This is a genomic window from Corynebacterium phocae (assembly GCF_008693075.1).
Classification (GTDB): Bacteria; Actinomycetota; Actinomycetes; order Mycobacteriales; family Mycobacteriaceae; genus Corynebacterium; species Corynebacterium phocae.
Genome location: NZ_VXKJ01000035.1, coordinates 1 through 21,210, shown reverse-complemented (window position 1 = coordinate 21,210; position 21,210 = coordinate 1). Strand labels below are relative to the sequence as shown.

Below are 21,210 nucleotides of genomic sequence, written 5' to 3'. Positions count from 1 at the left end.
TATTTGCCCCACAACAGCCACCAGCTTACCCCCAACCGGGGGAACCTCCGCGGTTGCTATCAGGGTCCAACCCGAGGAAACTATTGGGAAATCTTCGCGCGAAAGGACCACCAGTGAAACGCACAGGCGCCGCCGCACAGGCTGTAGACGGGATAACCGACTACATCAAAAGGCATCGACTCAAGCCAGGGGATCCCCTCCCCACGGAAACAAAGCTCTGCGAAGAACTAGGCTTTTCCCGTTCCAGTGTGCGAGAGGCCGTTCGCATCCTCTCCAGCCTCGACGTGGTTGAGGTTCGCCACGGGCACGGCACCTACGTGGGCGCGATGTCCCTGTCCCCCCTGGTGGCCGGAATGGTGCTGCGCATCACTTTGGACTCCAAAAATTCACTCGCCCGCCTGCGCGACGTGGTGGAAACCCGCGTTGCCCTGGATCTGTCCATGGCGGAGGAATTAGTGGAGAATTTTCGCGACGTTGATGTTGAACAATTGCGTGAGTTGGTCTGCGAAATGCGCGCGCAGTTCGCCGCCGGAAAGTCCTTTGCCACCGAAGATCGCGCCTTTCACAGCACTTTACAGTCGCGTATATCCAACGTCCTCATCCGCGAGCTCTCCGACGCCTTTTGGCAGGTACACATGGATGTACTGCCACTGATGGAAGTGTCTATGCCCGAGGATATCGAGCAGACTATCGAAGCCCACGAAGCCCTTATCGACGCCTTGAGCAACAAGGACGTTGAGCAGTACCGGCGCGTGGTCACCCGCCACTACGCACCGTTGCTGCGGGCAATTGCTAGCCACGTACCTTCCCCCGACACGCCCGAATCCCCAACCGCGCCGTAGCCAAGCTACCGCGCCGTAGCCCCCAACCGCGCCGTAGCCAAGCTACCGCGCCTTAGCCCCCAACCGCGCCGTAGCTAAGCAACCGCGCCGTAGCCCCCAACCGCGCCGTAGCTAAGCAACCGGCCCCGCTAACCACCCTCCCAGTGGAAGGCCGGAAACGGGGCCGGTGCCTTTTCAGGCGTTCTTCTGAGATGCTACCGCAGCGCGGCCGCAAAGCGTGCGGTGATCCACCCTGGATCAGTAATTGCGGTGCCCGCAATAACGGCGTCGGCGCCGCGCGCCACGCCTTCAGCTACCAGCTCCGGCGTGTGGAAACGCCCCTCCCCGATAACAAAGGCCTCGGGGCCCACCAAAGACCGCCCCATAGCCAGGCACTCAAAATCCGGGCCTTCAGTCTTTTCCCGGTGCTCGGTGTACCCAGCCAGGGTGGTAGAGATGATATCGGCACCATCCCGGTGAGCCGCCGCCATTTCCTCAGGAGTGGCGCAGTCGGCCATCATCAGCACGCCTTGCTCGTGGGCCACCGCAACCAACTCCGCAAAGGTGGAGCCGTCTGGGCGGTCGCGGAAGGTGGCATCGGCGCAGACTACCGCTGCCCCGGCCTTGGCAACCGCCCGCACTGATTCGCGCGTGGGGGTGATATACACGCCGGTATCGCCTTCCTTGGTAAGGCCAAAGACGGGCACATCCACGGCCTTGGCGATGGACGCGATATCCGGCGTCCCGCCGTAACCGCCGCAACGAATGGCGGGCGTGCCGCCGTCAACGCACGCACGGGCCACGTGGGTCAGCGTGTGGGTATCGCGCATGGCGTGCCCGTCCGGTGCCTGCACGGAAACAATAAGGTTTCCGCGCACCAGGTCAATTATCTCCTGGCGGCGCCCAGCTATGTCGGTTGCTGTGAATTGAAACATTTTTCTCTCCTATTAAGCTTTGTCCCGAGCATAAGCCGCAGCCCCCACCAGGGGAGCCATTCCGCCTAGCGCCGAAGGAACAATTGGAATGTCTTTGTGGGTATCTACTGCCCCGGCGGAGAAGGCTTCCCTCACCGCGGCAAATACGGGGTCCCCAATCCCGGCTACTCCCCCGCCAATTACTACCGCATCGAGGTCAAAGCCAAACGCCAGCCCAGCCAGCGCCCGGCCCAGGCCCCGGAGGTTTCCGTCCACCACGTTGCGGGCTAGTTCCTCACCCGCGTGGTAGCGTTCCATGATGGCGTAGAGGTCAAGGTCGCCTTCCTTGGCCGGCCGGTCCCAGGCGATGATGCCCGTGAAGTCCGGGTCAGCGGCAAGGACGTTGTAGTACCGGGCCAAGCCGGTGCCGGAGCATACGCTTTCCGCCCGGTCAGCGTGGCCGCGCAAGTCCGCCACCAGCAGCTCGGAGAATTCCCCAGCTGAACCGGTGGACCCGCCCATGAGCTGGCCGTCTTCAACGATCGCGCCGCCCACACCGGTTCCGAGCGAGATATAGAAAACCCGCCCGGCCAGCTTCCTGCCGATGCCAAAGTGGTGCTCGCCGTAGGCCCAAATCCGCACGTCATTGCCGCTGGCTATGGGCGCGTCGGTATGCTTGCCCACCAGATCCGCCAGGACTGTGCCCTGCCATCCGGGCGCGGTTGGTCCGGAGCGCAAGATGGCTCCCTCGCGCACAATGCCCGGCGCGCCGATGCCCACCCGGTGCGGTTCAATACCCGCCTCCCGGGCAGCTGCCAACGCCAGGCCCACGCTGCGATCGAATTCGGCCGCCAGGGTGGAGCCTTCGGGTTGCGCAGCAATGGTGCCAGTACACACCACTTCTTCGGGGTACTTGTCAGACACGGCGCCGTAGGCAATTTTGGTGCCGCCGATATCGAAGGCAAGCGTATAAGCCATTTAGACTCCGTGCGCGTAGGTGTCAACGATGGAGGCTACCTTCGCGTGCTCCTCATCGTTGAGAGGAACGTGGGTAGGAGACATGAGCGGAGTGGTAAAGACTCCCAGGTGGTGCAGGGCAGACTTGAAGCCACCCAGTCCGGCAGCGGAGCCGCCCATCCGGCCGGAATCTCCCACAAAGGCCACTGCCATGAGCTTGTTGATGCGCTCTTGGAGGGCAACCGCTTCCTTCCACTTGCCGTCGGTGCACAGGTCGTTGAGCTCGACGTAGGCGTACGGGTCTACGTTGCCCAGACCTGGAACGACGCCGTCGCAGCCGGCTAGGTAGGCCATGTCCACGGTCATCTCAGAACCGGTGAGGACCACGAATTCGGCCAGGTCGGCGTCACGGCGGGCGGCCACCAGTGCGCGGGTGTAGCCGTCATTGCCGCCGGAGTCTTTGACGCCCTTGAGCACGCCGTCCGCGGCCAGGCGCATGAGCATGGGGATGTCCAGCACTACGTGGACGGAGACGGGCAGGTTGTAGGCAAAAAGCTCCAATTCCGGGGCGGCGTCGTGGATGGCGCGGAAGTGGTCCTCAATTTCGGTGAGGTGGGTGCGCACATAGAAGGGGGCGGTGGCCACGAGGGCATCGGCGCCAAGTGCTTTGGCGTCCTCGACGTGTTGGAGGACGCGCGGGGTGGTCATGTCAATGACTCCGGCCACGACCGGCAGGCGGCCAGCGTTCTGGTCGATGATGGTCTCCAGTGCTTTGCGGCGGACCTCACGGGTCAAGAAGGCGACCTCTGCGGATGAGCCCAGGGCAAACAGCCCGTCAACTCCAGCCTCAATGAGCCGCTCTACCTGCTTGCGCAGGGAGTCGGTGTCCAGGGTGCCGTCCGAGTTGAACGGGGTCAAGACAGGGGGAATGACGCCGTGGAATGGCGTGGTGGCTTTAGACATAAAAAGAACTCTCCTCTGTGCGCGGTGTTAAAAAAATTACTAACGACATCATACGTCTTATCTCCATGATTCGGGTAGGCTTTGGGGGGACTTTTTGAAAAGGAGTTACCATGCCCCCCACCACACTCGAAGGCCGGCTCATCACGCCCGACCACTGCTTTGATAACGCCCAGCTCACCCTCGACGCCGCCGGCGTCATCACTGCGGTGGAGGAAATTCCGGGGCAGGGTGAGAATTATCTCATTCCTGGCTTTGTGGATCTTCACAACCACGGCGGCAACGCTGGTGCTTTTCCCACCGGAACCACCGCAGACTGCCAGCGCGCCGCGAAATTCCACCGCTCCCACGGCACCACCACCCTGCTGGCCAGCCTAGTCTCCGCTACCGGTGATGAAATGGCGTACCAGGTCCAACGCCTTGCCCCCCTGGTGGATGAAGGCCTCATTGCCGGAATCCACCTGGAAGGTCCCTTTATCAACCCCGGTCTGTGCGGCGCGCAGAACCCGGAGAAGATAATGCCCGGCAACCCGGAGGTGTTTGCCCGCGTAATTGACGCCTCTGGCGGCAACGTCCGGTCCATTACCTTTGCCCCGGAAACGGACAACGCGTTTGAGCTACTTCAACTGTGCGCCCAGCACAACGTTATAGCCTCGCTCGGGCACGCCGCAGCGTCCTTCGATGAGACCACCGCCGTCATCGAACGCGCCGTTGAGCTGGGCGTGACCGTCACGGCAACGCACTTGTTCAACGCTATGCCGCCCGTTCACCACCGCGATCCCGCCACCGCCGGCGCGCTGATCGCGGCGGCGCGTAAGGGGCTCGCGCACCTGGAAATCATCGGCGACGGCGTGCACTTGGCTGACGGCACCGTAGACATGCTGATGAACACCGGAAACGCCTACGGCTTTGCCGTCACTGACGCTATGGAGGCCGCCGGCCTTGACGATGGCGCCTATATCTTGGGCTCCCTGCCCGTCACCGTGGCCGGCGGAGTGGCCCGGCTGACAACCACCACCGGCACGCCCGGCGCGATTGCCGGCGGCACCACCACCTTGCGGGAGCAATTCCTGCGCTTTGCCGCCCGGCACACGGCTGCGGAGGCGGTGGCCTACACCTCCACCAACGCCGCCCGGGTGTTAGGAGGCCCGCCAGCACTGGTGGGCAACCCGGCCAACCTGGTGTGTCTTGCTCCCAACGGCACGGTTGTATCCGTTCACGACTACCGCTAACTACCCACCCTCACATATAGGAGATAAATCCATGGAAATCGTTATCCGCAAAGACGCCCAGGCCGTTGCAAAGCAGGCTGCGGACATCATCGAGAAATATGCCCGCGAAGGCGCCGTCCTGGGACTGGCCACCGGCTCTAGTCCCATTGCTACCTACCAGGAACTCATCCGCCGCCACCGCGAGGAAGGGCTGAGTTTCAAAGATTGCAGCGTATTCATGCTGGATGAGTACGTTGGTCTGGAGCCTACCCACGAACAATCCTATGCGCGCACCATTCGCCGCGAGTTCGCCGACCACGTGGACATCGAGGACTCCCGGGTGTACTCCCCCGCTGGCGTTAGCGAGGACCCCTTGCAGGCGGCGCGTGACTACGAGCGAAAACTGGCCGCCCACCATGTAGGAATCCAGCTGCTCGGAATTGGTACCAACGGCCACATTGGTTTCAACGAGCCCACATCATCGCTCAATTCACTCACCCGCCTGAAGACGCTGCACCCGCAGACCATCAAGGATAACGCTCGCTTCTTTGACACCGCCGAGGAAGTACCCACCCACGTACTAACCCAGGGTCTGGCCTCCATCCGCCGCGCCGGCCACCTGCTGTTAGTTGCCACGGGAGAGGGTAAGGCCGAGGCCATCCGGCAAACCGTAGAAGGACCGCTTTCCGGCATGTGCCCAGCCTCGTGCCTGCAGCTGCACCCGCACGCAACCATCCTCATCGACGAAGACGCGGCCAGCAAACTCACCTTCACTGAGTACTACCGCTACGCCGATGACCACAAGCCAGAAAACCAGGACTATTAATCCTCCGCGTTTTCCCTCAACCACTCATCCCAGGCCAGGCTGTCCAATGGATTGCCTGGCCTGAGTTTGTCGTCGTCCTCGCGGATGGACTTGAAAAATCCCGGCCCCGTGGCACGCGTCTCAAAGCGCACGCTAACTACGCCGTGCCCGCTGCCTTGGATCCAGCCGTGTCCGAAGTCTTCGTGGTACACGTCCTGTGTGGGCAGCCACGCCGGCGCCTTATCAGGCGGAGCCGGTGTGCTTTCCTCCACTTCGGTGTGAATTACTGCCTGGTCAAGTTCCGGGAACATCACGTTCTGGCGTGCGGACTCCAGCCCGGAAAAGCCCACCCCCACTAGGCGGATTGCGCCCACCTCAGAAGGATATCGGGCGATTTTAAAGGCCGTGGCCTTAAGCGTTGCCAGGTCATCGGTGGCATAAGCCAGGGTGGCGGAGCGGGACTCGATGTGGAAGTCCGCCATCCTGAGCTTGACGGTAACCGTGCGCGCGCCGCGGCCGTCTTTGAGCAGGCGCGCGTGGGCGCCATCGGCAGCTCTGGAAATGGCGGCATTTACCTCTGCGACCGTGAGCAAATCGCGCGCGTAGGTGTGTTCTTGAGAAATCTGCTTGGCAATCGCGCGCGGGGCCACCGGGCGGTCATCAATACCCCGGGCCATCTCCCACAGGCTCAATCCCACCGTGGCCCCGATAGAAATCTCCACCTCTTTCTGTGTCATCGCCGCCAGGTCCCCGATGGTCTCCACGCCTATCTGAGATAGTTTCTTCTGAGTCACCGGCCCCACGCCCCACAACTGCCCCACCGCCAGCGGGTGCAGCATGTCCAGCTGTTTGTCCACCGGAATGACATACGATCCATCCGGTTTGGCCTGGCCAGAACCTATCTTGGCAAACTGCTTCCCCGACCCCGCGCCAATGGAGGCAGACAGCCCCGTTTCTTCCCGGACCTGCGCCCGAATGTTCTCCGCCCAATCCCGCACTTCACGTGGGCTCGCCCCGCGCAGCTGCTCCGGTTCCATGAAACCCTCATCAATGGACAGCCTCTCAATGACCTCCCCCTGGCGGGCAAGGATGCTAAACACCCGTCGCGAAGCTGCCGAATACACCTCCCGACGCGGCCGGATGACCACCCCACGCGCGCCCACGAGGTGCTGGGCACGGTACATGGGCATGGCCGAGTGCGCTCCCAGCGCGCGTGCCTCATAGGACGCGCCGGCTACAACTCCGCGCCCGCCCAGGCCACCCACGAGCACCGGCCGGCCCGTTAGCGTTGGCCTAGTCAGCTGCTCCACGGAGGCGTAGAACGCGTCCATGTCGATGTGAATAACCCAACGTTGCATGCGCTCTATCTTAGGGTCTGCGCAAGGCCACGGCGACAACTACCAGACAGGTCCCTGCCAGCTCCGCTGGGCTCAGCCACTGGCCCAACGCCACTGCACCCACCACTGCCGCCACCAACGGGAGGATTGCTTGCAGCAGCGCAAAATAGCTAGCCCCGGCCATGCGCAGAACCACCTGGTCAAGCGAGTACGGGATGGCCGCGGACAACAGCCCCAACCCCATGGCCAGGCCCAGAGTTTCCACGTTGCCATAACCGCTGGGCCACAGCGCCACCGCCACCGGCAGGCCGATACCGCCCGCGTAGACAAAACCCACCGCCATAGACGCCCGGGAGGTAGCCGGGTCATAAGAAATGCGGTTTCCGGCCACGATGTACCCAGCCCACAACCCGCCGGCCGCCAAAGCCCACACAATGCCCTGCCAGTTGTTGGCCCAGGTAGCCCCCGAAATGGTGAGCACTCCTGCGGTTGCGAGAACCAACGCCGCAAAATCCCGGCGGTTGCGCGACCCCCACGCCGCGACCGCCACGGGGCCCATAAATTCGATGGCCACCGCCGTACCCAGCGGTATTTCGTTGATGGCTTGGTAAAAAGCCATATTCATGGCCATGGTAACCACCCCGTAGATAGCCGCCGCGCAGCCGGCCTTGCCGGTGAAGGCGCGGAGCTTCGGACGAAACAGTACGGTGAGGATTATCCCTGCCGCGGCAACCCGGAACCACGCCACAACTATGGGAGGAAACACCTCGAATAGTCCTACGGCTAACGCTGCCCCGGCATAGAGGGAAATACCCGATCCAACCATGATGCCGGGCGGTAGCCACGCGGAATTTTTCATAAAAGTAGCCTACAGGAGCCAAAACCTGTGGATAACTCTGCCAACCGAGCCCGAAACTGGAAGTTATCCACAGGCTGGCAATTTCCCCCTTGCGAGTTAGCTTTTATGTCCATAGTGTGCAGAGCATGAATAACGAAATGAAAAATACAAACAGTATCGGAAAGATGTTCGCGCCGTTCGAGGACGGGGTGGGCTTTATCAAACTAGCTTTAGGAAAATCAGAACAGGAGCTAATCAGCGAGGGCGTTCCGGCTACAGAAGCGGGCCACATTGCCAAGTTGTGCGCTCTCTACCACGGGCACACCACGTTCACCCGCAAGCAAGCGCACGCCCGGGCCGGCGGCCACGCCTACGCAGTTTTGAAAGTCATTGAAAACTACGCCGCCCGGCTCAAAGAGGAACACCTCAAGTGGCGGTTACGCGAGCACATGGCCACGTGCGAGGGCAACCTCTCCAAACTACGCAAGATTGCCTCCGAATTTGTCAAAGAGCTCCAGCCCCCAGCGCCACCCACCCCAGGAGTCGCGCGGACTATCCACAAGGGCACCGGCATGCGGTCAGTACGTTTTACCGGAACCGACGCCCAAATCGCGGATATTGAGACCCTGGTAGACAAACAACGTCCCACCAGGCGGCTGAGCAGGAAGGAACAGCTGGACGCCAAGAAGCGGGAGCTAGAGTCGTTCGTGGAAAATATCAAGCGCGGCGGGGCGGGATTCGCGGTCCACACCGTGGCCACTATCCACCTCGACGACCTTCTGGCTACCCTCGCCGGAAAGTCCAAAGATATGGCCATCCCGTGCTCCAACGGCGCAGACTTAGACATCGAGGACTACCTGAGCCGCTACTGCGCAGAACAGAGCTTTGTGGCTGTGTTCACCGACGCCGGCCCTCTCAAGCTCGCGCGAGCATCACGGTTGGGAAACCACGCCCAGCGCCTGGTGGCCAAGGCGGAAACTTCCACCTGCGCCTCCAAGGACTGCACGGTGCCGGCCGATGAGTGCCAGTTGCACCACATCACCGACTACCAACACGGCGGGCCAACCGACTCAGCAAACCTGACGTGGCTGTGCCGCCACCACAACGGGGCCAACGGCCAGGAGGGCCGCGGCCGCATTGAGCGCGTGGACGGCCAGGTCGCGTGGGTAGCGCCGTGGGGCGGGCCACCACACTTCACCGGCCGGAAGGTGGTGGCCCACGCGGTCTAGTTCTTTTCTACCTTCGCGGTAACGCCCTTGACCACGTCGTGGCCTTCCACCGGGTCGGTGGTGACACTAAACTGCGTGGCCAGGACCTCAGCGGCAATGTGCTGGGCGTGGCGGTTGGCCCATTCCTCGCGCTCTGCGGGGACGGACAGTACCACGCTGATGCGGTCGGAGACCTCGAAGCCGGAAGCCTTGCGGGCGTCTTGGAGCCCGCGGATGACGTCGGCTGCCCAGCCTTCTGCCTCGAGTTCCTCGGTGACGTTGGTGTCTAGCACCACCAGGCCGTCCATGCCGTCAATGCGCGCGGTGGACTCCGGGTTAGCGGCTTTCAGGCGCTCGGTGTACTCATCCGGGCCCAGGACGATGTCGCCGTCCACAACCACGTCCTGGCCTTGGCGCTCGTAGTTACCGGCTTTAAGGTTCTTGATGGCGCGCTGCACGTCACGGCCCAGGCGCGGCCCGGCAACCTTGGCGTTGCAGACCACGTCGAAGGTGCCCACGGACTCCACGTCGTCGGTTAAGATGACGGACTTGACGTTGACCTCGTCGCGGATGATGTCCTGGAAGTCGGCAAGTTGTGCCGAGTCCTCCATGGCCACGGTGAGCGCTGGCAGCGGCAGGCGGTTGCGCAGTTTGTTGGATTTGCGCACCGACGACGCGGCCGATGCCACCGCGCGCGTGGCGTCCATAGCCGCCACGAGCGCGTCATCGGCCGGGTAGTCTTCCGCGTGCGGGAAATCGGCGAGGTGCACGGAGCGCTCACCGGTCAGGCCGCGGTAGATGACCTCGGAGACGTGCGGAAGCAGCGGCGCCACCACGCGGGTAACGGTATGCAGCACGGTGTAGAGCGTGTTGAAAGCCTCTGGGTTTTTCTCCTCGCCCTCCCAGAAGCGCTCGCGGGAGCGGCGGACGTACCAGTTGGTAAGGGCATCGGCAAAGAGGCGGACCTGTTCCGTGGCCACCGCAATGTCGGTGTTCATCAGGGCGGTGTTGACACCTTCTACCAGGTCGTGGGTCTTGGCCAGGATGTAGCGGTCCAACACGTTGGTGGAGCTGGTGTCAAAGCTGGCCTCGCGGGAGGCGTAGAGCTGCAAGAAGGTGTACGCGTTCCAGATGGGCAGGATGGCCTGGCGCACGCCCTCGCGGATGCCCTGCTCGGTAACAATCAGGTTGCCGCCGCGCAGGATGGGAGAGGACATGAGGAACCAGCGCATGGCGTCCGATCCGTCACGGTCGAATACCTCGTTAACGTCGGGGTAATTGCCCTTGGATTTGGACATCTTCAGCCCGTCGTTGCCCAGCACAATGCCGTGTGCCACGACCTTCTTGAAAGCCGGTCGGTCAAACAGCGCCACGGACAGCACATGCAACAGGTAGAACCAGCCGCGGGTCTGCCCGGAGTATTCCACGATGAAGTCTGCCGGCGAGTGGGTTTCAAACCACTCCTTGTTCTCAAACGGGTAGTGCTTTTGGGCAAAAGGCATGGATCCGGACTCGAACCAGCAGTCCAGGACGTCCGGCACGCGCACCATCTTCGACTTACCCGTGGGGTCATCCGGGTTGGGCCGGGTGAGCTCATCGATGTACGGACGGTGCAGCGAAGTAGGCCGCACGCCGAAGTCCGCTTCCAGCTCATCGAGGGATCCGTAGACGTCCACGCGCGGGTACTCCGGATTATCAGAAACCCAGGCCGGAATGGGCGCTCCCCAGTAGCGGGTACGGGAGATGTTCCAGTCCCGCGCGCCTTCGAGCCACTTGCCAAACTGGCCGTCACGGATGTGGGAGGGCAGCCACTCGATTTCCTCGCGGTTGAGCTCGACCATCCGGTCGCGGATTTTGGTGACGTTGACAAACCAGGCAGGCAGCGCCATGTAGATGAGCGGCTCCCCGGAGCGCCAGGAGTGCGGGTAGGAGTGCTCGATGGTGACGTGGCGGACCACGCGCCCGGCCTCCTTCAAGTCCTTGATGATGTCCTTGTTCGCGTCAAAGACCAGTTGGCCTGCGTACGGCGGGACCTGTGAGGTGAACTTGCCGTCTTCATCGACTGGGATAACCAGCTCAATGCCGTACTTTTGGCAGGTGTTCATATCGTCTTCACCGAAGGCCGGGGCCTGGTGGACCACGCCGGTGCCATCCTCGGTGGTGACGTAGTCAGCAACCAGTACCTGGTAGGCGTTTTCTAGCTCCGGGAAGAACCCAAAGATGGGCTCGTAGGTAAAGCCTTCTAGCTGGGCGCCGGTGAAGGTCTTTATTACCTCCGCCTCCCCCAGTTCCTTGGACAGGGTGCCCACCAGGTTTTCGGCCATGATGAAGGTACGCCCCTCGAAATCTCCTGCGGTGGCGCGCACCAGCGCGTACGCGACCTCTGGGTGTACGGCCAGAGCCTCGTTGGAAGGCAGCGTCCAGGGGGTGGTGGTCCAGGCGAGGAAGGAGGCATCGGCAAGCTCGGGGTGCTCAGCCAGTGTGGACTGCGCCGCCGAACCCTCACGCGCACCGTTGACCGGGAAGGTCACTGTCAGCGTTGGGTCTTGGCGCATGCGGTAGGAGTCATCCAGGCGGGTTTCCTGGTTAGACAGGGAGGTGTGCTCAGCCCAGGAATAAGGCAGCACCCTAAAGCCCTGGTAGATTAGCCCCTTGTCGTAGAGCTCTTTAAACGCCCACATAACCGACTCCATGAAGTTGATGTCCAGGGTCTTGTAGCCGTTGTCGAAATCTACCCAGCGGGCCTGGCGGTTGACGTAGTCTTCCCACTCATCGGTGTAGCGCAGGACAGATTTCTCACAGTAGTCGTTGAACTTGTCCAGCCCCATGGCCTCAATCTGGGCCTTGTCCGTGATACCCAGCTGCTTTTCCGCCTCCAGCTCCGCGGGCAAGCCGTGGGTGTCCCAGCCGAACACGCGCGGGACGTAGTAACCAGCCATGGTGCGGTAACGCGGGACGATGTCTTTGACGTAGCCGGTCAGAAGGTGCCCGTAGTGGGGCAGGCCGTTAGCAAACGGAGGGCCGTCATAAAATACGTACTCGGGGCAACCTTCGGTCTTATCCAAAGAGGCCTGGAAGGTGCCGTCTTCTTTCCAGAATTTCTGAACAACCTCTTCCATCTCTGGGAAGCGGTTGGAACCGCCAGTCATATCAACTTTGGGGTAAACGTTTCCGATATCAGTCATTTTCTTTCCTTCAGCCGTTAAATGGTGCAGGGACGCGCCTTAGCGGCTCGCGGTACCACCCTGCTTGGGCCCTTTAAGAGCCCCGCTTCATTTCGGTGAAGGAGATTTCGGTCCCACCCGTCCGGTTCTACTTAGCCTTAAGGCCGTTCTTCCGGAATGCTCCCCGGTGATTGCCGGATCCGTGCATACGCTAAAGAAGTATCCTCTATTTGCGCCCGTTTGTCCATTTACGCCACACGTCCGCAGCAAGAAAAATCAGTCCTATTCCCACGGCGGCAAAAAGGACCACCAAGGCCGCCTGGTGCGCAGTAAGGACGTAAAAGACCAGGGATACAAAGGCTACAAGCGCGAAGCCAAGCGCGGCAAGTAACATGCTTTTCCTTTCTCCAAGGCAAACGCCCCGCCACAAAAAGGTAGTGGCGGGGCGGGAAGGCGAATCACGGAGGATTTTAGTTGTTCTTGCCAACTTCGCCGTTTGGTGCGGCAGAACCGCGGGACTCTAGCTCCTCTAGCTGGGATTCCAGCAAGGTGCGTAGGCGAGTGCGGTACTCGCGCTCGAAGGTACGCAGCTCCGCGATCCGGGACTCCAGGGCAGCCTGCTGCTGCTTGACGGTGTTCATGACCTCGGTGTGCTTCTTCTCGGCGTCGGCGCGCAGCGCAGCAGCCTTTTCCTCTGCCTGGCGAACCTGTGCCTCCGCGCGGGAGTTGGCGTCAGCCAGGGTTTCTTTGGCCTTTGCCTCAGCGTCGGCAACCAGTTTCTTCGCGCGGGTCTCAGCCTCTAGGATTTGCGCGTCGTGCTTCTTCTGCGCCTCGGCCAACTGGGACTTGGAGCGGGTGTCAGCCTCAGACAGCTGCTTTTCAGCGGCAGCGCGGGCCTCAGCCAGCATGGACTCGGCTTCTGCCTTGGCGTCGGTAGTCAGGCGGTCTGCCATCTCCTGGGCCAGGCCCAGAACCTTGGCGGCCTGCATGTGAGTGTCTGCGGTGGCCATACCTCCGGCTGCTTCGGTATTAGCAGCAGCGGCGGGGACTGGTTTCTCGGAGACGGACTTGCGCAGCTGGTCGTTGTCCTTCTTGACAGATTCCAACTCGCGCTTGGTGTTTTCCAGGTCGGACTTAGCCTTAGCAGCGTCTTGTTGGGCCTGCTTCAGGGCAGCGGGGTCCACGCTGGATTCGGTCTTGCCGGATTGGGACTCACGCTTAGCGGCGGCAGCCTCATCCTGTGCGGCGCGCAGCTTGGGCTCATACTCGGCGCGGACCTTAGCCTCGATCTCCTTGCGAAGCGCAGCTTCGTCGACGCCCTTAGCAGCGCCAGCGGCAACAGGAGCGCCGCCCTTGGATTTGAGCTCCTCAACCTGTTGGGTTAGGTCTTCGTTTTCATCCTGCAACTGAGCAAGAGCGTCCTCAACGAGATCGAGGAAGGTGTCTACCTCATCTTCGTTGTAACCGCGCTTGCCAATAGGCGGCTTACTGAAAGCTACATTGTGTACATCGGCGGGTGTCAGCGGCATTGACTTTACTTCCCCTTCAGGTCGTTGCGCACCGGGGTTTCCCGGCGCGGTGGAGATTGCAGACCGGTCTGGTCTGACATTCTTACATGTTCAATATTACGTATCGTTTCATACATTGTAGCCGTTTCCCCAATGAATTGGACATTAACCACAGGTTTAAGCAATTTTTCGTTCAATTTCTGGGGATTTGGGGCTGCAACTATCTAGTTGACCATTGTCAGCAGAACAACCCGACTACCTAGGGATAGGGCGAGGAACAGGACAATGATGGAAACATCCAGCGCAATTCCACCCAACTGCAGCGGCGGAATGAGGCGGCGCAGGAACTTGACTGGCGGGTCCGTAACTATGAAGAAAGGCTCCGCTACCCGCATGAACCACACGGGTGGGTCGAATTGGCGCGAGAAACTTTGAATCATATCAATGATGATCCGGACGATTAGCGCAAGCACGTAGATACGGATGGCTGCATACAGAATAATTCCAAAAAGAGTCACAACGAAGAGCCTATAGCAACTAGCTCCCCGGATGGGAGTTTTCGCGCGGTGTGGGCGCAAGAAAACCCCGCTGCCAGCAACCTGGGCAGGGGGCTAAAATCTTTCCAGCAAAGGCCGAACCTTAGCGAAGCCGTGCGGCTCGCTCTAGCTCCGCGCGGGAAATGGAGCTGTCTTCCGGCAAAATCGCAAAGACTTTGCGGTCCGTGTCCATCTTGGAGGTGAGGTTTTTCATCTCTCCCTTACCTGCTAGGACTAGGCCTGCGGAGAAGTCAATGAGCCGGCGGGCATTTGTCTTGTCTGCGTCGGTTAGCTCGAAGACCACCGCGTCACCGTCTAGGAACGGCTGACCTATTTTCATCGCTTCCTTGTAGGAAGACAGCGAAACAGGCACGATAGTCGGCTCGAAGCTGCGGGCAGGCTCTGGCCGCTCGTAGGTGCGTGGCGAGTACGCAACGGCCCCTTCGGACTCGTAAGCCGAGCGGCGTTCTGTGCTCACCGGGGTGCGTTCCTCGGCGTAATAGGCGTCTTCCTGTTCCATGGAATCTACGTCTACGGGTTGGAGTCCAAAGAACTCTTTAGTGCGATCAAAAAATGACATTTCGGGTCTCCCTCTAACCTTCAATGAGTGGTTTAAACATGCGCTTTATAGTGCAGTTATGCGTATCTCTAAGCTAGTGGCCGAGGTCCCATAATATCGGTTCCGACACGCACAATATCTGTACCGTTTGCAATTGCCTCAGCTTTGTCTTGGCTCATGCCGGCAGACAACTCCATGGACCGGCCCAACCGCTCACCCAGGGCGTCCGCGCGCCCGCGCGCCGCAGCAAAGACTGCCGCCGGGTCCGAGCCCAGCGGCGGCACCACCATCAGACCGTGCAGCTGAAGGTGCGCGGAGTCCTCCACTGCGGCCACAACCTCATCCAGATCCGCGTAAGGCACTCCCCCGCGCGCGGTATCCCCGTCAGCGGAAACCTGGATATAGACCACAAGCGCGCCTTCGCGTTGCCCGCGTTCCATGGCCAGGCCAGCGCCGCGATCTAGCGCGTGGGCCAGCTTCACCGAATCCACCGAGTGCACGCTAGCGGCCCAGCGCGCCACGTGGTTAGCCTTTTTGGTTTGCACTTGGCCAATCATGTGGAACCGCACGTCGGGCAGTGCCTCGGCCTTGGCGCGGGCTTCTTGTTCGCGGTTTTCGGCCACGTCGGTAACGCCTAGCAGCGCGATGTCTTCCGCCGGGTGAAACTTGGTCACCGGCAGTAGTCTGGGCGCCGGGCGGCCGGCGGCTGCGGCCAGGCGGGCGATCTCCGCGCGCACTGCCTCCAGGTTCGCGTGCAGTTGGGCTTTCCTATCCATTTGTCTCCAGCCTCTCCAGCCAAATCAGTCCCGCCTGGCGCCCGGTTACTCCGTCGCGCCGGTGGGAGAAAAAATCAGTGTCCTCGATGGTGCAGCGCGGGTCCGCCTCAATGGCAGTAACGCCCAGCTCCAGCAGCTGCCGCACCAGGCCCGCCCTCACGTCGATGCCGTCCGTACCCCTAGTCGTCTTCACCCGCGAGCCCGGCAGGTGGGCTTCCACGTCGGCGGCCATTGCGGCCGGGACTTCGTAGTTGCGGCCTGCGGCTGCCGGGCCCAGCAGCACCTGGATCCGGTCCGGGCGCGCGCCGAGATCGACCATCGTTGCCACGGTTTTGCGCACGATCCCGTTGCGCGCGCCCATGCGCCCGGCGTGGGCTGCGGCGGCGACACCGGCGGTGGCATCGGCAAGTAAGACCGGCGTGCAGTCCGCAACTAACACGGCCAGTCCCAGGCGCGGCCGGGTGGTCACCAGCGCGTCGGTGGCAGGCACTGCCACCGGCTGCGGGCCATCGACCACAGTGACGGTGTTGGTGTGCAGCTGTTCCATGTAAACCACATCTTTTAGTCCCACCGCGCGGGCCAGGCGGGCGCGGTTTTTAGCCACCGCCGCGGGGTCATCGCCCACGTGGTCACCTAGGTTAAAAGAGTCATAGGGAGACGCCGAAGCCCCGCCGGCACGGGTAGTAAAAACCATGCGGACGGGGCGGGTTGAGGTATCAGACATACTCCCTAAGATACCTGAGGCTTAGCGCAGGAAGTCTGGTACATCCAGATCGTCGTCATCATCCTGGTCACGCTCGCGGGAGGTAAACAGGCCCCCCTCGCGGCGGTCCACGCGGTGGCGTGGCTCGTAGGTTTCTTCCTCACGGGCAAACAGCCGGGGCTCTTCGCGCTTTGGTTCCGGCTCACGCACGGGAACGGCCTTTTCCTCGCGCTTCGGTGCGGGGTTCTCGTGGGAAATGGTGCCCTCACCGTGAGCGAAGCGGTTTTTCTCCGCGTCAAAGCCGGTAGCAATGATGGTCACGCGAATCTCATCACCCAAGGAATCGTCGATGATGGTACCGAAGATGATGTTGGCGTCCTCGTCAGCGTGGTCGTTGACCAGGCTGGCGGCTTGGTTAATCTCGTGCAAGCCCAAATCAGAGCCGCCGGCAATGGACAGCAGGACACCCTTGGCTCCGTGCATGGTGGATTCCAGCAGCGGGGAGTTGATGGCCTGCTCGGTGGCTGTGAGCGCACGGTTATCACCGCGGGCGTTACCGATACCCATGAGCGCAGAGCCGGCGTCCGCCATGACGGAGCGCACGTCTGCAAAGTCAACGTTAATCATGCCGGGGGTGGTAATCAGGTTGGTGATGCCCTGGACACCGTTGTGAAGGATTTCATCGGCTAGGCGGAAGGCCTCCACGATGGGTAGTTCTTCCTCGGAGAGCTGCAGCAGGCGCTCGTTAGGGATAACAATGAGGGTGTCGCAAACCTCTGCTAGGTTGGCAATTCCCTCGTCGGCCTGGCGGGTACGGCGCTTGCCCTCAAAGCTAAAGGGCTTGGTGACAACACCCACGGTCAGCGCGCCCTGTTTCTTGGCGATGGACGCCACGACCGGCGCCGCACCAGTGCCGGTGCCGCCGCCTTCGCCTGCGGTAACGAACACCATGTCTGCGCCGCGGAGGTACTCCTCGAGCTCGGACTTGGAATCTTCAGCGGCCTGGCGTCCAACGTCCGGATTGGCGCCGGCGCCGAGCCCGCGGGTGGCCTCACGGCCGATGTCTAGTTTGGCGTCAGCATCGCAGAGAATCAGCGCCTGCGCGTCGGTGTTGACGGCCACGAATTCAACGCCTTTGAGGCCTTCTTCGATCATGCGGTTGACGGCATTGACGCCGCCGCCGCCGACGCCGACGACCTTGATATCTGCGAGGTTGTTATTGGTCGGGTGTGTCATAGCAGGTGGTTTAGCCTTTCACCTTTAGGGAGTGCGGTTGACACGCGGACAGTTGGGAGCCGCGCTTAGTATGTGCCCATAATCATTATTCAGGTGGGGTCATTTTTGCGGTTGATTTCACGCGTGTTGATCCTTCAACCTGTGGTTTAAGGTTGCTGACCTGGTCTTTCACTGCGCCCGACCGCGAACACGACGCGGACAACGCGGACGCCGCAGGGGTGCCCGGGAACCAACCCGGCTAACGCGCGGAAAACGCAGACAACGCAGGGGTGCCCGGGAACCAACCCAGCTAACGCGCGGAAAACGCAGACAACGCAGGGGTGCCCGGGAACCAACCCAGCTAGCGCGTGGTCACCAACTCCGGGTTGGAAACGTTGAGCTCCCCGCCCTCCAGCTTGAGGGCAGCGGCCATCGCGCGAGCCTTGTTAGCGTTGTCTTCCGCTGCGCCCCAAATCACCGTGCGGCCGTCTTTCAGGTGAAAAAGATAATTGAACTTGTCCTCGGTCTCCAGGAATTCAGCTTGTGAACGCAGCTGCGGCGGCAACGCGGCCAAGATGTCAATAGCCCCCTCCCAGTTCTGGGAAGCCGGGCCGCCGCCACGCAGCTCCACGGCTTCCGCCGGCGGGACATCAATGACAAACTCAAGCCCATCAGAGTCAATAAGGTGCGGGCCTTCCGGTGACTGGGTATAGGCCACCGCGTCGCGCTCGGTGAGCACAACCTCCACGGTGCCCGGAAAGTGGCGCTCCACGGTGACGGTCTTAACCCAGGGCAGTTGGGCGACGCCGGCGGCGGCATCGGACGCGGAAAAACGCACGAGGTTCTCCCCCATCTGCGCCCCGGTGGCCTCAACGACAGCCTCGTGGCTTAGGTGCGAAGCGCCTTCCACCGCCACCTCAGAGACCTTGAACACGGGCACGGCGTATACCAGCCCGCCCAGGGCCACAAGCGTAAGAAGAACGCCTAGGGCTACTACGGCTGATTCTTTAAAGCTCATCGGGCTCCCAGCACGGTCAGGATTTCCGCGGCCAGCAACGTCACGGAACCGGCACCCATGGTCAACACCATGTCCCCTGGCTTAGCCTCCGCCGCGACCGTCTCCGGGGCCGCAGAAAAATCAGGTTCATAAATAGCCTTGCCGTCGGGCATTTTCTCCGTGATAATACGAGAGGTGATGCCCTCCACGGGTTGCTCACGCGCGCCGTAGATATCCAGCACCACGGCCATATCAGCCATAGATAGCGCGTCTGCAAACTCCTTCTGGAACTTGATAGTCCGGGAATACAGGTGCGGCTGGAAGCAGGCAATAACCCGTGCGCCCTGGCCCTCAGCAGCAACCTTTTCCCGCGCCGCGCCCAAGACCGCCGCGACCTCAGTAGGGTGGTGAGCGTAGTCGTCAAAAACCCGCACTTGCGCCTGGGTACCCCGGTACTCAAACCGCCGGCGCACGCCACTGAAATCGCTAATCCCCTGCGCCAGCTTCGAAATGTCCCCGCCTGCCAAGTGGCCGGCCAGCAACGCGGCCAAGGAATTCAACACCATGTGGTGGCCAGGAATCTGCAGCTCATAGGAAATTGGGCGACCAGATATTTCCGCGCGCACGTGGGTGACCGACTCCGCCGGGGTTTCGCAGGTGAGCTTAGCGGCCAGCGGAATTGACGGGTAACCGGCATTGCTAGCGCCGTAGCCCACCACGTTAATACCCCGTGCAGCAGCACGTACTCCGATCTCCGCGGCCGCTGGGTCCTCAAAGCAGACAACTAGGTACCCGCCGTCTACAACGCGGTCCGCGAAACGGTCAAAAACTTCAAAATAGGCGTCTTCGGTGTCAAAGAAGTCCAGGTGGTCTGGCTCCGCGTTGGTGATAACCGCAACGGTGGGGCTATACCGCAGCAGGGAGGCATCGGACTCATCTGCCTCGGCTACAAAGGCGTCCCCGGTACCGTGATGGGCGTTGGTGCCAGCCCGGTTGAGCTGCCCACCGATGGCAAAGGAGGGATCCATCCCGGCCGCCTGCATGGCCACCACCGCCATGGAGGTGGTTGAGGTCTTACCGTGCGTGCCGGCCAGCAGCACCTCTGTGCGCCCGTGCATGAGCGCGGCCAGGAGGTCGGAGCGCCGAATGACCGGGATATTCTGGGCGTGGGCCGCCACCAGCTCCGGATTGTCCTGGGGCACGGCCGCAAAGGAGGTGACCACAACGGTAGGCACCTGCCCACCGATACCCAAGTTGGCGGCGTCGTGGCCCACCGCAATGGTGGCGCCCATGGCACGTAGCACCTCCACCGGGGTGGAGTCCTTGATATCAGAGCCCGTCACGGTGGAACCGCGGGCTAGCAGAATGCGGGCCAGGCCCGACATCCCGGCCCCGCCAATGCCTATCATGTGTACGCGGTCGAGGTCATACATTTATTTGCCATCCTTAGCATCAGAAATTCTGGTCGCAATCCGGTCCGCCAGCAACTCCGCTACGTCTCCGGCGGAGCTGGATTCCACGGCATTGGCCATGGACTGGTAGTAGGTGTCATCTTCTAAAATCTCCGCCACAGTCTTTGCCAGCAGCTCCGGGGTGAGCATGCCGTCGGGGATGAGTACCGCCGCGCCGTGTTCCACCAGCTCCTGGCAGTTCAACGCCTGCTCCCCGTTGCCGATGGGCAGCGGGATGTAGATTGCCGGCACCCCGGCGGCAGAGACTTCCGCCACCGTCATGGCACCAGACCGGCAAATAACCAAGTCCGCGAGGGCCAGGGCGCTGGCCATGTCCTCAATGTAGGGCACCGCCACGTAGTTCTCGGCCGGCTCCGGGACCGCGTTCTTTTTGCCGTAGGCATGCAGGACTTGATAGGAGCGGGTAAGTTCAGGCAACGCGCCGGCAATGGCCCGGTTGATAGATTGCGCCCCCTGGGACCCGCCGGTGACAAGGATTAAAGGCCGGTCCTTGCCCAGGCCCCAGGAGATCCGCGCGTTTTCTTTTTGCCCCTCAGAAACTTTGGTCAGGGAGGAACGGACGGGGATTCCCACCACCTCACCGGGGATCCCGGAGCCGGCGGTGGCATTGAGCCCCACTCCGCCAATCCGCACGCCCAATTTGTTGGCCATTCCAGCAAGTGCGTTGGTTTCCAACACGTAAAAAGGCAGGCCCATGGACTTCGCGGCCAGGTAAGCCGGCGCGGCCACGTAGCCGCCGGTCCCAAACACGGCGTCAGCCTTAACCTCTTTGAGGACCTTACGGGCCTCGCGTACGGCCTTGGTCAATTTAAAGGGCAGCTTGCCCAAGTCACCGCTGGGTTTGCGCGGGATGGGCACGGGCGTAATCAAGCGCAGCTCGACGCCGCGGGCGGGGATGATGTCGCGCTCCAGGCCACGCTCGGTGCCAAGCGCGGTCACCCGCGCGCCGTGACGGGATTTCAAGGCTTCAGCTACAGCCAGCGCCGGCTCAATATGGCCGGCGGTCCCACCACCTGCAATAACAACAGAAATGGGGTCGTTTGTCATGCTTGTTAGACTACCAGCGCCATCAGCGCCCGTTGGTGTCCAAGCGGCGCGTGCCTTGACTACCTGGCCTCCCGGGGCGCGGTTTCGCGGTCACGGGGCTACCGAAACGGCTGCGCGCTGCGGCCACCCGCCGGGGCGGCGGCGGAACCGGTGCCGCGGGCCGCCTCCGCGCAGCCGCAGCG

The 21,210-nt window shown here is 61.8% G+C and carries 20 protein-coding genes; 4 read left to right on the top strand and 16 right to left on the bottom strand.

What is annotated here, in order from left to right; translation table 11 throughout:
- The first annotated feature begins 113 nt into the window (after positions 1–113).
- Complete coding sequence (locus F4V58_RS03885) at positions 114–842, top strand: FadR/GntR family transcriptional regulator (RefSeq protein WP_075733528.1); 729 nt, start codon at positions 114–116, stop codon at positions 840–842.
- 194 nt (positions 843–1,036) lie between these two features.
- Here F4V58_RS03885 and F4V58_RS03880 read toward each other — a convergent pair whose 3' ends face one another.
- From F4V58_RS03880 to F4V58_RS03870, 3 genes are read right to left on the bottom strand one after another with little or no spacing between them, the layout of a single operon-like run.
- Complete coding sequence (locus F4V58_RS03880) at positions 1,037–1,756, bottom strand: N-acetylmannosamine-6-phosphate 2-epimerase (protein WP_075733526.1); 720 nt, start codon at positions 1,754–1,756, stop codon at positions 1,037–1,039.
- 12 nt (positions 1,757–1,768) lie between these two features.
- Positions 1,769–2,713 carry an ROK family protein gene (locus F4V58_RS03875; RefSeq protein ID WP_075733524.1) on the bottom strand — a complete coding sequence of 315 codons (945 nt, stop codon included), beginning with the start codon at positions 2,711–2,713 and terminating at the stop codon, positions 1,769–1,771.
- Complete coding sequence (locus F4V58_RS03870; RefSeq protein ID WP_075733522.1) at positions 2,714–3,655, bottom strand: dihydrodipicolinate synthase family protein; 942 nt, start codon at positions 3,653–3,655, stop codon at positions 2,714–2,716.
- A 110-nt stretch (positions 3,656–3,765) separates the two neighbouring features.
- Here F4V58_RS03870 and F4V58_RS03865 point away from each other — a divergent pair, with 110 nt between their 5' ends.
- Both F4V58_RS03865 and F4V58_RS03860 read left to right on the top strand, forming a co-directional pair.
- Positions 3,766–4,884, top strand: a complete 1,119-nt coding sequence (locus F4V58_RS03865) for an N-acetylglucosamine-6-phosphate deacetylase (RefSeq protein WP_075733520.1) — start codon at positions 3,766–3,768, stop codon at positions 4,882–4,884.
- A 31-nt stretch (positions 4,885–4,915) separates the two neighbouring features.
- Positions 4,916–5,689 (top strand): glucosamine-6-phosphate deaminase, encoded by a 774-nt coding sequence (locus F4V58_RS03860; RefSeq protein ID WP_075733518.1) that lies wholly within the window; start codon positions 4,916–4,918, stop codon positions 5,687–5,689.
- On the opposite strand, the gene F4V58_RS03855 is transcribed toward F4V58_RS03860, so the two are convergent.
- On the bottom strand, positions 5,686–7,026 hold the full coding sequence (locus tag F4V58_RS03855; protein ID WP_075733516.1) for a DNA polymerase IV: 1,341 nt from the start codon (positions 7,024–7,026) through the stop codon (positions 5,686–5,688). The two genes, F4V58_RS03860 and F4V58_RS03855, sit on opposite strands and share 4 nt — an antisense overlap.
- 10 nt (positions 7,027–7,036) lie before the next feature.
- Complete coding sequence (locus F4V58_RS03850) at positions 7,037–7,864, bottom strand: EamA family transporter (RefSeq protein WP_075733514.1); 828 nt, start codon at positions 7,862–7,864, stop codon at positions 7,037–7,039.
- Between the two features lie 125 nt (positions 7,865–7,989).
- On the opposite strand from F4V58_RS03850, the gene F4V58_RS03845 reads away from it, so the two are divergent.
- Positions 7,990–9,072 (top strand): HNH endonuclease signature motif containing protein, encoded by a 1,083-nt coding sequence (locus tag F4V58_RS03845; RefSeq protein ID WP_075733512.1) that lies wholly within the window; start codon positions 7,990–7,992, stop codon positions 9,070–9,072.
- Here the strand turns inward: F4V58_RS03845 and ileS are convergent.
- From ileS to murG, 11 genes are all read right to left on the bottom strand, one after another.
- Positions 9,069–12,236, bottom strand: a complete 3,168-nt coding sequence (gene ileS / locus F4V58_RS03840; protein WP_075733510.1) for an isoleucine--tRNA ligase — start codon at positions 12,234–12,236, stop codon at positions 9,069–9,071. The genes F4V58_RS03845 and ileS overlap by 4 nt on opposite strands.
- A gap of 205 nt (positions 12,237–12,441) precedes the next feature.
- Entirely contained in the window at positions 12,442–12,609 is a 168-nt protein-coding gene (locus F4V58_RS03835) for a zinc-binding dehydrogenase (protein WP_150385706.1), read from the bottom strand.
- A 76-nt stretch (positions 12,610–12,685) separates the two neighbouring features.
- Positions 12,686–13,744, bottom strand: a complete 1,059-nt coding sequence (locus F4V58_RS03830) for a DivIVA domain-containing protein (protein WP_075733508.1) — start codon at positions 13,742–13,744, stop codon at positions 12,686–12,688.
- Positions 13,745–13,947: 203 nt separating this feature from the next.
- On the bottom strand, positions 13,948–14,241 hold the full coding sequence (locus F4V58_RS03825; RefSeq protein WP_075733506.1) for a YggT family protein: 294 nt from the start codon (positions 14,239–14,241) through the stop codon (positions 13,948–13,950).
- Positions 14,242–14,362: 121 nt separating this feature from the next.
- Positions 14,363–14,839, bottom strand: coding sequence for a cell division protein SepF (locus F4V58_RS03820; RefSeq protein WP_075733504.1), 477 nt, complete (start codon positions 14,837–14,839; stop codon positions 14,363–14,365).
- Between the two features lie 68 nt (positions 14,840–14,907).
- The gene (locus F4V58_RS03815) at positions 14,908–15,594 is read right to left on the bottom strand and encodes a YggS family pyridoxal phosphate-dependent enzyme (protein WP_075733502.1); all 687 of its coding nucleotides are present in this window, start codon (positions 15,592–15,594) and stop codon (positions 14,908–14,910) included.
- Positions 15,587–16,318, bottom strand: coding sequence for a peptidoglycan editing factor PgeF (gene pgeF / locus F4V58_RS03810; RefSeq protein ID WP_245803029.1), 732 nt, complete (start codon positions 16,316–16,318; stop codon positions 15,587–15,589). The genes F4V58_RS03815 and pgeF overlap by 8 nt, the downstream gene beginning before the upstream one ends.
- 21 nt (positions 16,319–16,339) lie before the next feature.
- Positions 16,340–17,533 carry a cell division protein FtsZ gene (gene ftsZ / locus F4V58_RS03805; RefSeq protein WP_075733500.1) on the bottom strand — a complete coding sequence of 398 codons (1,194 nt, stop codon included), beginning with the start codon at positions 17,531–17,533 and terminating at the stop codon, positions 16,340–16,342.
- Positions 17,534–17,873: 340 nt separating this feature from the next.
- Positions 17,874–18,530: a cell division protein FtsQ/DivIB gene (locus F4V58_RS03800; protein WP_075733498.1), complete on the bottom strand. Its 657-nt coding sequence runs from the start codon at positions 18,528–18,530 to the stop codon at positions 17,874–17,876.
- On the bottom strand, positions 18,527–19,942 hold the full coding sequence (gene murC / locus F4V58_RS03795; RefSeq protein ID WP_075733496.1) for a UDP-N-acetylmuramate--L-alanine ligase: 1,416 nt from the start codon (positions 19,940–19,942) through the stop codon (positions 18,527–18,529). Before murC ends, F4V58_RS03800 begins: the two co-directional genes overlap by 4 nt.
- Positions 19,943–21,028, bottom strand: coding sequence for an undecaprenyldiphospho-muramoylpentapeptide beta-N-acetylglucosaminyltransferase (gene murG / locus F4V58_RS03790; protein ID WP_075733494.1), 1,086 nt, complete (start codon positions 21,026–21,028; stop codon positions 19,943–19,945). It abuts the gene before it with no gap.
- Between the last annotated feature and the right edge of the window lie 182 nt (positions 21,029–21,210).